This is a genomic window from Shewanella waksmanii ATCC BAA-643 (genome assembly GCF_000518805.1).
GTDB lineage: Bacteria > Pseudomonadota > Gammaproteobacteria > Enterobacterales > Shewanellaceae > Shewanella > Shewanella waksmanii.
Genome location: NZ_JAEH01000001.1, coordinates 95982 through 108562, shown reverse-complemented (window position 1 = coordinate 108562; position 12581 = coordinate 95982). Strand labels below are relative to the sequence as shown.

The window sequence follows — 12581 nt, the reverse complement described above, 5'->3', positions numbered from 1 at the left end:
TGCACCAGGCTACATATGGTTAACTTATCACAAGGAGTATCTATGTCCCTTAGCCATCAGCAAAAAGTGTACATACCCAAGGACGTTCGCAGCAATCAGTACATTACTGCAGAAATTAAAGTAACGGATGCTTTATTAGCGCACTATCCTGATTACAAAACGTGTTACCAAACACTGAGCCAAGCTATTTTTGCGCTAGCAGATCAAGAAGAAATTCGTAATTTGCATGTCATCACCAATGATAAACTTCCGGTGGTGCGTTTTCACACTGAAGCCTACTGTTTCCCAACGGCCGAGCAGATCATCTTTTTCTACAACCCTGAATATCATGAGTCGCAAACACTGCATAGCCAAGATGATTACCGTGCCCGTAAAATTCGCATTGTGTTCTTAGCTACCGGTAATGACATTCGCAGTAACTCGGCCACTTTCCATGCCAAAGTACAAGATTTTGTAGCCAAACTTATGCCGCAATTACCCGAGCAGAATTTGGTTTTGAAAGTGCGTGATCATCAGCATCTGTCCTACGATTTGTTTGCTAAATCCAAAGGTAATAAAGAAACCCACGCCTACAAGCTTCGCGCTATCGATCGTCGCTATAAAGCACGTAACTGTCCGTTACCTGAAGGTCATGGTTCAATTTGCTATGTAACCGTTAAACTGCCGCTGAGCCGTATGCTAAAGCAGGCTATTTTGCCTGCCAATACTGAAGATTTTGCACCGCTCTACCAAAAGCTGGAACAGAGTTTTGTCGATGCGGCAGCATCGAAGCAACTTAAGCGTATTGCTATGGTGGCCAATGGATTAACCCCATTGGTGCGTAACAGTAAGTACGACCAAGTTGATGGTACCGATGAAGTGCAGATGTTAGGTTTCGATCCTAACATTGAAGAGCAGCAGTTTATTCGTCACTGGGATGCTGAAAGGTTAGTTGAAATGGTGAGCTTTACCATAGTGGCAGGCGAAAAAGACAGTAAAGATGCGGGTTACGGCCGCTTTATGAACAATGTCGAAGAAGCGTTAAAGCGCTTTACTGCGCAATTGGAATTGGACAAGTCTCGTCAAGATTTGATTGTGCGCTTCCATCAGCATATTAGCTACAATCAGGCTAGCTAGTACGCTACAAGCCTAAATTAAAGCCCTTTTACTGCAATTCAGTGAAAGGGCTTTTTATTTCCTTACTTACAAGTCCCCCAAGTGACCTGTGTTTCGCCTGCGTTAGCTTGTTCAAGCGTATTGGCGCAGCGTGTTTCGGTAAATGACAAGGTGTCATTAAAGTTATAGCCAATTTGCATGCGAGTATCATAATCGGTCAGCAAGAAGTCACCATTTTGATGGTTGTAAACAAACTGAGTCCAAGTGGCATACGTTTCGCCATTGACTGGGTCAATCAGGTCTTGCGGTACCAAGTTACCTGCATTATAGGTGCTTAGCAGCTTGCCACGAGTTTGCGCCCAACTTTTGTTGCCATCAAATTTAACGTGACTGGTATTGAACAGGCCGCGTAAGTTTCTGTCTAGCGATGAGATTGACGAAGGTACTGACTTGGCTTCTAAATTGTTCAAGTCGACCTGATTAACATATTCGCGGTGGTGTTGTTGCAAAGGCGCATTAGCCATCACACGCATATCTGATTGTACATCGCCACGATGCACGACGACTTTGCCACCTTCATTTAGCTGGAACAGTGCAATGTCGCCAGACCTGTCATGTACAGAGAAATGCAAACCATGTTGTACGCCGTGTAATCCGTCGGCCCAGGCCACTTGGAACTCGTTGGCCTCAAAGGCGTTGACGACTTCGTCGACATTGGCATAGGTTTCATTGATGTATGAGACTAAGTCAAGGAAGCTGACGGCCGGGGCGCCATTGTCTTTATAGTCCTTAATGTAGGGGGCTGAGTCAGCCATGTACAATAATGAAGTGCCTAAGCCCTGTGAGTTAATCGCATCAGATGCGACGCCGTGAAACACATCCCATTCCATTTGAGCAATGGAATGGTATTTGGTGGTCCACTGCATTGCGCGCTTATAGCTAGGTGCCTGCGTGCTGCGTTCGATACCGACAGGATTCACCTGACTGATATTGCCTAACTGTGTCCCCCAGTCTAGTGAACGCACTGTAGAAACCCCGTGCGGAGTATCTAAGGTGATACGAGAACATGCTTGAGCCTGTGATAGTCCAGCGACTGAAGCGAGGGCAATAACTAGTGCGGAGATTTTCTTCAAGTTAGCGTTTTTCATAATAAGACCTCGTCGATAATGATATGAATAAAGCAAAATAGCTGAGTTGTTGGTTTTGCTTTGTTGGTTGCATTATGACGCTAAAACTCTATTCTCAAAGTGGCTGAGACTAGGTAAAACCCCTCTTAACGTGTATGCTAGCAATCCATATACGAGTGCGTGAATCTATTGGCGTCTTGTTATGGGTACCCGGTTATTTCTAAAGAAATGGAGCAAGGAAGTGGCTGTATCATTAGAGCAATTACATGCCTTTGTGGCCGTTGTTGAACAAGGCGGCGTGGCTCAGGCTGCGCGCAGCATTGGCAAGCATGTATCGACATTGCGTGAGCAAATTAACACATTAGAGATCGATACCGGCTTAACATTATTTACTCGGCTGCCGCGTTCTTTACAGGTGACAGAGCAGGGGCTGCAACTCTACACCTATGCGCAAGCGATGTTGAAGGAATCGAGTTTATTCGATGCTAAAGTTGATAGCTTACTGCAAGGCGTACCAGATAAATTAACCATTGCGATTGATATGAGTTTAGTGGAACCGGCACTGGATGAGTTACTGGCTGAGCTACTGCTGGCTTTTCCCTTCCTGTCTTTGAAAGTGCTCAATGGCGATACACTGCAAGTTAAAGGTTGGGTGTTATCGGGTAAAGCTGACATAGGCTTGTTGTTTTCTACGCTGTCGACTGGTGCAGATTTGATGACCAGCAATGGTTATTCTTTTGAAGTGGTGCGAGTTATTCCAGTTAGCTGGCAGATTGAGTCACAGCATTTGCCTCGGGCATTGTTAGATAAACTGCAGTTATCCCTAACGTTTTTAGAAGACGTGGGTATGCGAGACAGTGATATTATCAGCCATCGCGTGCTGCAATGTAACAATGCGCCCCAGTTACTGAATTTGATTAAGGCTGGCACTGGGTGGGGCCATTTACCGCGCTTTGTTTGCCAAAGCGCGGCTGATGCGGGGGAGGTCAAGTATCTGATGGCCACGAATGAAGTCTTTGCGCGCTGGAATAGCGATCTTATCTGGCAATCTAATCGCATTATTAATCCCGCGATGCAATTTGTCATCGACGGTGTTCAGGCATTACCCGCTAAATAACTTGGTCTGTGTTGATCAACAATTAACTGAAACGAGATAAATGAGTACCGACACTAACATTGTTGTGGCTTTACCCTCATTAATCCACCGCTTGGGGGGCGAACGAGTCAAGCAGGTAAAAAGCCTGGTTGTGAACTATGGTTGCAATCTGAAACGAGTGCGCCGTTCACGCAATTGGCAGCTGGTGGGGCAAGCCGAGCATGTTCAATCATTTATGCTGCACCTGAAGACTTTGCCAATTGATGAGTGGCGTTATTTGATTGCTAAGATAGAGGCTGAGCTGCAGCTTAACCTTGATAAGTTAGAGTCACTCGAAGATAAGCTTGCACGGGTGATAGCGGCAAGTCCGAATATTACCCTTGCAGAGCTAATGCACGCGACTAACTGTACGCTTATAGAGGCCAGAACCGCGAGATTTAAAGCCGAGTTCTAGTATAAGTTCTAGTTTGGACAGGCGTGGGTTAGTCGGCCTGATTGTGATTTTCTTGCCATAATGCCACCTTGGTAGCAACAGCACAGTGGCTCAGGATTGTTTATAAATGTACCTGTTCTAAACTTGTTTAATGTCAGTGTATTGTGTAAATTCTTTATGCAGATTACTTGCGTATTTCATCGGATGAATTAAGGGGCTGAGGCCATGTCTACAGTTAGGATTAAGGCTGGCTTTAGCGGCAAAGTAATTCGTCGTTATCTATCGTTTTTTTTATTGTTGTTGACGACAATGTCGTTCACCAGTCATGCGCAAGTCCCTACTGCCCCGCAAGCCTACCAACAGCAGTTAAGTGTGGCTGAAGTTAATCAGCTCACCACTGAACTGAAGTACTTAGACGAAATCCTTACCTCTTCAGTGCTAAGTTATGCGTTTTCAGGTGATGAGAAATGGTTAAATCGCTACAACGAATATGAACCTAAACTGGCCGAGTTAATTAACCGGTTGTTGGCTAGGCAACACGCAAATGACAATCAGCTGATAGCTTTGCTTGAGCTAACCAACCAGCGCTTAGTCGAACTAGAGCTAAAAACCCTTACTGCCATCGATAGTGGCGATCGTAAGCTTGCCATGGAAATCATAAACAGCGATGAATATCATCAGCTTAAGAGCGATTATTTAACCCAGCTGATGAGTTATGCCGACAACCTAAAGTTACGCGCCACAGCTCAGCCTGACAGCTCAATGGCAGTCGACACACTGATCTCACTGACACCCGAAGAGCAGCAATGGATCAGTGACAACCGCATTCGTGTCGGTATTGATCATTGGCCGCCAATGTTATTTATGCATGAAGATGGCACAATTGGTGGGCTAGCTGGTGCTATTGTCAATAAAATTGTCTTAGCAACGGGATTACAAATAGAGATTGTTGAAGGTGATTGGGACGACAATCTCGCGGCGTTCAAGCAAGGAAAAATTGATTTACTTCCAGATGCCTATATGGAAGAAGAGCGCAAAGCTTACGGCAAGTTTACTACGCCCTATTTTTTGGTGCGCGAGTTGTTCCATGTCAGCAATACCAATGATCAGCTTAATAGCCTTGCTGATATGGCTAAGGCCAAGATAGCCGTTCCGCAAGGTTATACCTCTATCGATAAATTACGGGTGTTATATCCCGATATTACTATTGTTGAAACTACCGGAATGGACGATTCAATAGATAGAGTTCTGGCTGGCGAAGTAGATGGTTTACTTGATTCGCAGTTAGCGATACAGCACACCATGAATCAACGGAATCAACCCAACAAGCTGCGCGCAATTAACCAAGATGTGTTTCCACCGACTTCTGTCCACCTGCTGAGCCACAATCAACACCCTTTACTCCACTCTATTGTTCAAAAAGCGCTAGATTCGTTAAAACTCAGAGACTTGATGCTTACCCGTAATGATTGGCTAGAGTCTAATCAAGCAGAGGTTAGCAGCAACGAGCCCAAGTTAATTGATTCTCTATATACCATTATTTTGGCGGTGGTTGGCCTATTAATCTTAGCCACTTTGGTCAGTTCCAGAATTCTCAAAGCATCTGATAAAGAGTTGGTAAGCAAGTTTGGTTCGGCAAGCTTTAAGCGCACCATATTTATCGGCTTGACCTTTTTATCTGTAGTTTTACTCAGTGTTATTGCGATGATCATCGATGGTGCAGAGCAAAAACATCGCAGCGAGGTGGAGTACAATTTACAAACTCTGCTTAACTCGACGCACCAGCGCCTGCTGTATTGGGTAGAGTATGAATTGAACCACCTGCAACAGGTGGGTAAGAACAAACAACTTGCCGGTTTAGTTGAGCAACTATTGGTTGTTCCACGAAATACGGCGTCGTTAAAAGAAGCGCCAATCCAATCGCAAGTGCGTAAGTTCTTTCGAGACCGTGAAGGGGAGTCCGGCTCATTTGGTTTTTTTGTTATCGCCCCAGATAGCATCAGTTTGTCATCGCGCCGAGATTCCAATATTGGCAGTCTCAACTTGATAGCGCAGCAAAGGCCTGAATTACTTGCACAAGTGTTGCGTGGCGAGAGTGTGTTTATTCCGCCTATCCGCTCAGATGTGATGTTCTCTGCAAGCGCTAGCGGTGTTGATGATATGCCGTCTACGATGTTTTTTGCCGCCCCAGTGGTTAATGCAGACAATCAAGTGATCGCAATCCTCACTAAGCGAGTCAACTTTAACGGTGTGTTTTCATCGATACTTTCGGCTGGTTTCATCGGCCATAGTGGTGAAACCTACGCCGTAGATAAAACCGGTTTGTTGTTATCTAATGTCCGCTTTGAGCCACAGCTTAGGGAGGTTGGCTTAATTGGTGAAAACCAGCAAGCCTCACTGAATATTCGTGTCGCTAACCCAGGCACCAACCTCATTAATAGTGGTGCTAAAGTCTCTGCTGATGCTAACTGGCCGTTGACTGAGATGGCGGCCAGTATTGCTAACCAAGCGTCTGGTCAAAATATTGAGGGTTACAATGATTACCGGGGTGTCAAAGTGGTCGGCAGCTGGCTTTGGGATGAGAAACTCAATATGGGCTTGGCAGCAGAATTAGATGCCATTGAGTCATTTTCGTTAATTACCGTATTTAAAAATACCGTCTGGGCGACATTGTTAATCTCCCTAGCATTACTGTTAGGCAGTACCTTATTTACTTTAAGAGTGGGCACCCGCGCGACGCGGGCATTAACTCGTTCGCAGCTGAAACTTGAAGAGTTAGTGGCGGCCCGAACCGATGCGCTGCAAGTCAGTATGCAACGAACCCGTACCATTATTGATAACGCATCTGACGGCATCATTGTTGTTAATGAACAGGGAATCATTGAAGAATTTAGCCCTGCGGCAGAGAGCATTTTTGGCTATAGCGCGAACGAAGTGACGCAGGGGAATATCAGTCAATTAATTTCGCCCGCTTTTCATATCCATTACCTTGAAGATCAGGCTAAAGGCGATGAAGAACAGTCAACTTATGAGCTAACCGGGATTAAGAAAGACGGTACAGAAATTACAATCGAAGTCGCAGTGGGTGAGGCGATAATCGATAAAGTACCGATGTTCACTGGCATTGTTCGCGATACGACAGAGCGTAAAGAGGCTGAAGAAGCATTAAAGATTGCGATGGAAAAAGCCGAAGCTGCAAAGCGCTCTCTTGCTGAACAGATGAAGTTGCAGCAGTTGTTGATTGATACGGTGCCTATTCCGCTGTTTTACAAAAATGCTGAAGGGCGATACTTAGGCTTTAACAAAGCCTATGAGCAGACATTTAACGTGAAAGCTGAAGATCTGATTGGCCTGAAAGTCACTGACTTGACCTACCTAAGTGAGCAGGACCGAGAGTTATATCAGGCTGAAGACACCGAGGTTATTGCTAATCAAACTACAATTAAGAAAGAGATGCAGATTCCGTTTGCTGACGGAAAAATGCATGACACTTTATATTGGGTAACGGGCTTTAAAGACAGCCAAGACAACCCAGCAGGTTTAGTGGGTAACTTTATCGACATTACCAGTGAGAAAGAAAACGCCCGTCAGTTAGAAGAAGCGGTTAGAACTGCCGATGAGGCAACTAAGGCGAAAAGTGACTTTTTAGCCAATATGAGCCATGAAATTCGCACGCCAATGAATGCCATTATTGGCATGAGTTATCTGACCCAGCAAACTAATCTTAATCGTAAACAAGCTGATTACGTTAACAAAATTCAGAACTCGGCTGAGTCACTACTAGGTATTATCAACGATATTCTCGACTTTTCTAAAATCGAGGCAGGTAAGTTGTCGTTAGAGGTGACCCAGTTTAACCTCAATGAAAGCTTCGATAGTTTGGTTGAGCTCATCTCGCATAAGAGCCAGCAAAAAGGTTTGGAATTACTGATTGATATTGACCCGCAACTTCCGACAAATTTAGAGGGCGACCCGTTACGCCTTGGCCAAGTGCTCATTAACCTAACCAATAACTCTATCAAGTTTACCGAGCAGGGCGAAATTATTGTACGCGCTAAGTTGCTCGACCAAGACAGCGACTCAGTCATGGTTGAGTTTTGCGTTGAGGATAGCGGCATCGGCATGACTCCTGAGCAACAAAAGCGTTTGTTTCAGTCATTCAGTCAGGCGGATGCGTCAACCACACGTAAGTATGGCGGTACTGGGTTGGGGTTGACCATCTGTAAAACCCTCACCGAGATGATGGCCGGCAAGATCTGGGTTGAAAGTGAATCTGGCGTTGGCAGCCGCTTCTACTTCACTGCCAAGTTTGCAGTATCTGATGCCGTACCGACTATACGCCCTGCGTCGGCTAAGAGTTTACTTAATTTGCCCATTTTGATTGTGGATGACAGCGTCGCAGCTAGAGAAATTTTACATACTTTATCGCAGAGCTTAGGCTTTAAAGCTGATGTGGCGGAGTCTGGCCAGGCAGCGATAGCCAAGCTACAACAAGCTGACGAGCAGGGCACGCCCTATCAGCTACTATTAGCTGACTGGAAAATGCCGCAGATGGATGGCGTCGAGCTATGCCGTACCGTTCAGCAATCCTTGTCGCTATCAGTGTTACCCAAATTGGTCATAGTCACCGCGTATGATCGTGATGATATGCTTAAAAGAGCGGGTGATGTCCAGCTAGATAGTGCACTCACCAAGCCGGTGAGCGCGTCGACATTATTTGATACGGTAATGGCGGTGATGGGCCGCAGCAGTGTTATTCAGCCTAAGAATGCGCAAGGTAAGTTAAATGTTTCCGCCGCTCAAGAGATTGTCGGCGCGCATATCCTGCTGGTGGAAGACAATGATATCAACCAAGAGATTGCCATGGAGCTGCTTAATATGGCCGGATTGCAGGTTTCTGTCGCATCCAATGGGCAGCAAGCAGTCGATTGGGTCGCTAGCAATGAATGTGATGCGATATTAATGGACATTCAAATGCCGGTGATGGATGGCTATGAAGCGACACGGCAGATCCGCAAGCTTAGTGATAAACAGGCGCTGCCGATTATTGCAATGACTGCAAACGCGATGAGCGGCGATAGGGAAAAGTGCATTGAAGCTGGCATGAACGATCACATCCCTAAACCGATTAACCCGCAAGAAGTGTATAAGACGCTTGCCCGATGGGTGGGACCGACTGGTCAAGTACTGACGGTAGAGCCAGCCGATGAGCAGCTTGAGGCAGCGTTGCTATTACCGGAATTTGATACCGAAGCGGCGTTGGCTCGTATGGGAGGCAATCAAAAAGCTTATCGACGCACGTTGGCCAAAGTTGCCGCATCTGAAGCTGATGTCATCGACAGAGTTTCTCGGGCTATTGAGCAAGAGGATTTAGCTACGGCGATCATTGCAATCCATACCGTGAAAGGGGTTGCCGCCAATGTCGGTGCTATGTTTGTTGTTGAGAGTGCAGAGCAGATAGAACTGCAATTGACTGAGTACAAGCAGCAACAACAAGCGGTTGATATTGAGCTGTTGTCGCCCATGCTAGAGAACTGCCGTGGCAAAATTGCGCAGATGGTAACAACCATTGACACTGCCTTAACGCAGGCTGATAACCCGCAAGGGACTGTGAATATTAGCTTGGCTGATTTTCTAAAGCATTGTGAGCAGATTAGTGAGCAAATTGCCATGCTCGATAGTACTACGGTCGATCAACTTGAGATTGTGTTAGAACAGCTCTCTGGGGTTGCCGATTTAAGCTCGGGGCAAGCATTATTAGCCGCGCTGGCAGAATACGATTTCGATCGTGCAGAAACCTTGGTTGCGCCATTTGTTGAGCAGATCAGTCATCAATTCTCACCGGAGCAACCACGCGCTTCATCGACACCACAAGCTATGCTGAGTCATACTGAATTACTCTCTCAGCTCAATTTGATCGCGCAGCAGATTGATAACTTTGACTCAACCGTGTCAGATTCTGTGGAGTTGCTGCTAGAACAGCCATTGAGCGATGAGGTGGAGCAAGCATTAACTAAGCTACTGGCTAAGGTTAGCGAGTTTGATTTTGATGCTGGTGAGCAGCTGCTCAACAGTTTAATAGGGACATTAGATGAATAAGTATCATAGTGCGATGAGTATCCGTTTTAACTTGAGGAATAGGTCATGATAGATACCAATAAAGCCACAGTGTTGACGGTTGATGATACCGCGACAAACATTGAAGTCGTCAAAGGGGTATTGGCTGACGACTACCTTATTCAGGCTGCACTCAGTGGCAAAATGGCACTTAAGATCATCGACAAAAGAAAGCCGGACCTGATTCTCCTGGATGTGATGATGCCGGAAATGGATGGCTATGAGGTTTGCCGCATCCTTAAATCACAGCCAGAGACCAAAGATATACCGGTTATTTTCCTTACCGCCAAAGTCCAAGAGGAAGATGAAACCAAGGGGCTTGCATTAGGTGCCGTCGATTATATTACTAAGCCCATTAGCCCAGCGATACTAAAAGAGCGGGTGAAGAATCATTTGTTACTCAAGGCTTCTCGGGACTTGATGGAGCGTCAAAACGAGTTGCTAGAAGAGCGAGTGATAGAGCGAACAAAGCAGCTAGCGGAACTACAAGATGTGGCTATGGTGGCCATGGGAGCACTGGCAGAGTCTCGCGATCCGGAAACCGGCAACCATATTCGCCGAACCCAGCATTATGTTAAGGCACTCGCAAAAAAACTCGCTGAACAGAGTGAATTCGCCACAGTGTTAACTCCTGAGGTGATCACTGCGCTTTATAAATCTGCGCCATTGCATGATATTGGTAAAGTGGGTATTGCCGACAGTATTTTACTGAAACCGGGCAAACTGACAGAGGAAGAGTTTGAGATAATGAAAAAGCACACGACCTATGGTCGTGATGCCATTATTGCCGCTGAAAAAACCATGGACGCCGCTGATAACTTTCTCGTTTTTGCCAAAGAAATCGCCTATTCTCACCAAGAGAAATGGGATGGCTCTGGTTATCCAGAGGGGCTTGTTGCTGAGCAAATCCCTTTGTCGGCGCGGTTAATGGCGATTGCCGATGTTTATGATGCCTTGATTAGTAAACGGGTTTATAAGCCGGCATTCACCCACGAAAAAGCGGTGCAAATTATCTTAGAGGGCAAAGGCAGCCATTTCGACCCTAAGATGGTGGATGCCTTTAGTGAAATAACAGATGAGTTTAATGCTATTGCCCAACAGTTTGTTGATCAGTAACTATTAAGCCCGCTGTAAAGTTACGCTGAGAGTGGTGCCGTTGTCACCACTGACAAACTCAATATCCCCGCCTTGCGCCTTAGCCGATAGTTTAGCTGAGTAGGTACCTATGCCGGTCCCATTAGCCTTGCCTGCTGTGACAAATTTATCAAAAAATACTGGGCGAATATCAGCGGGTACGGCACCATCGTTATGGATGTGAATGGTGATTGACTCAGCCGACGCTGTAGTGGCTATCTGCACTTTACTGTTTGTTGGCGCTGCCTCAATGGCATTGATCAGTAAGTTATAAAGCATATTGCGGCTTAATACCGGATTGCCATGGAATGCTAAGTCTGCCGGTACTTTCGACGACAAAAACACCTGACGCTCTTTGCTCTTTTGCTTAAGTCCATACAGCACTTCATTAACGGCTTTAAATGCATTTAATATTGATAGATCCGTTTGATAACTGTCATTTTCTAACTTGTAGAGCAGCATGTGATTATCAATCATTTGCTGCATAGCGGCACTGGAACTATGCAAAATATCAATCTCATTTTCACAATCTAGCTGTTTAGCTTCTAGCATTTCAGTGGCGGCCATAATGGTAGATAACGGGCCTTTTAAATCATGGTGTATGATGCGCTCAATATCGGCTTTGAGCCGGGCATTTTCAACTAATGTATCAAGCTGCTGACTCATTGCTTTTCGCTGCTCAACTAAGCGGATATGTGTCGCAATTCGCGCTTTGGTGATCTCGGGTGATATCGGCTTGGTAATGTAATCCACAGCCCCCAAAGAGAGTCCTTTAATCACATCTTGGTCCTGGGATAAAGCCGAGATAAATATGATTGGAATATGCTCAGTGAGTGGATCAGATTTTAGCTGACTACATACTGCTAATCCGTCCATATCTGGCATCATGATATCCAGTAAGATCAAATCTGGCTTGGGCTCTTGCTGACAAATATCAAGTGCTTTTTGTCCCGATAAACTGGCTTTAAGTCGGTAGTCATTTTTCAATAATTCAGTTAACACCGTGACATTGTTGGGGTTGTCATCAACAATCAGCAGAGTCGATTTTGAGATTTGCTTAGCGGGTGTGGGTTCACTTGCCGTCGAAGCAATGCTGCTGACTTGGGTTCTTACTGGTGTAATCAGGGCAGTGGCAATTTTGTCTTTTAAGGTATTTTGATTGAAGGGCTTTATTAGGTATTCAGACACGCCCAAATCAATTGCTTGTCTCACATCGTCTTGATTGACGTTGGCAGTGAGCATCATAAAAGGAATGTGTTGGTAGCCCAAGTCACTCATTCTTACTGCCTTGAGCAACTCCACACCATTCATTTTTGGCATGTTCCAGTCTGAAACGATGAGGTCAACTTGCTCTTCAGCCAATATCAATAGTGCTTCTTTACCATTAGCCGCTTTAAAGACATGTTTAAAGCCGATAGCAGTCAGCATGCTGCCAACAGTTTTTAGCATAGCTGGAAAGTCATCGACAACCAGCGCAGTCAGATCAGAATACTTATTGGAAAGGTTGAAATGCGGCATCGATACACTCCTTGAGATTGCAGCCTCAACCATACTAGCTTGCTTACTGAAATAAATCACC

At 45.5% G+C, this 12581-nt stretch carries 7 protein-coding genes; 5 read left to right on the top strand and 2 right to left on the bottom strand.

Features of this window, described 5'->3' with window-relative positions:
- Positions 1 to 42 precede the first annotated feature (42 nt).
- Positions 43 to 1116, top strand: coding sequence for a DUF3083 family protein (locus L865_RS0100490; protein WP_028771425.1), 1074 nt, complete (start codon positions 43 to 45; stop codon positions 1114 to 1116).
- A 62-nt stretch (positions 1117 to 1178) separates the two neighbouring features.
- Here L865_RS0100490 and L865_RS0100485 read toward each other — a convergent pair whose 3' ends face one another.
- Positions 1179 to 2243 carry a linear amide C-N hydrolase gene (locus L865_RS0100485; RefSeq protein ID WP_028771424.1) on the bottom strand — a complete coding sequence of 355 codons (1065 nt, stop codon included), beginning with the start codon at positions 2241 to 2243 and terminating at the stop codon, positions 1179 to 1181.
- Positions 2244 to 2463: 220 nt separating this feature from the next.
- Here L865_RS0100485 and L865_RS0100480 point away from each other — a divergent pair, with 220 nt between their 5' ends.
- From L865_RS0100480 to L865_RS0100465, 4 genes are all read left to right on the top strand, one after another.
- On the top strand, positions 2464 to 3339 hold the full coding sequence (locus tag L865_RS0100480; protein ID WP_028771423.1) for a LysR family transcriptional regulator: 876 nt from the start codon (positions 2464 to 2466) through the stop codon (positions 3337 to 3339).
- A 40-nt stretch (positions 3340 to 3379) separates the two neighbouring features.
- A complete protein-coding gene (locus tag L865_RS0100475; RefSeq protein ID WP_028771422.1) occupies positions 3380 to 3772 on the top strand; it encodes a ribosome recycling factor family protein in 393 nt (130 codons plus the stop codon).
- 204 nt (positions 3773 to 3976) lie between these two features.
- Entirely contained in the window at positions 3977 to 9850 is a 5874-nt protein-coding gene (locus tag L865_RS24435; protein WP_051484347.1) for a response regulator, read from the top strand.
- Positions 9851 to 9895: 45 nt separating this feature from the next.
- Positions 9896 to 10984 (top strand): response regulator, encoded by a 1089-nt coding sequence (locus tag L865_RS0100465; protein ID WP_028771421.1) that lies wholly within the window; start codon positions 9896 to 9898, stop codon positions 10982 to 10984.
- Positions 10985 to 10987: 3 nt separating this feature from the next.
- Here the strand turns inward: L865_RS0100465 and L865_RS0100460 are convergent, their stop codons facing one another.
- The gene (locus tag L865_RS0100460; protein ID WP_028771420.1) at positions 10988 to 12520 is read right to left on the bottom strand and encodes a response regulator; all 1533 of its coding nucleotides are present in this window, start codon (positions 12518 to 12520) and stop codon (positions 10988 to 10990) included.
- Between the last annotated feature and the right edge of the window lie 61 nt (positions 12521 to 12581).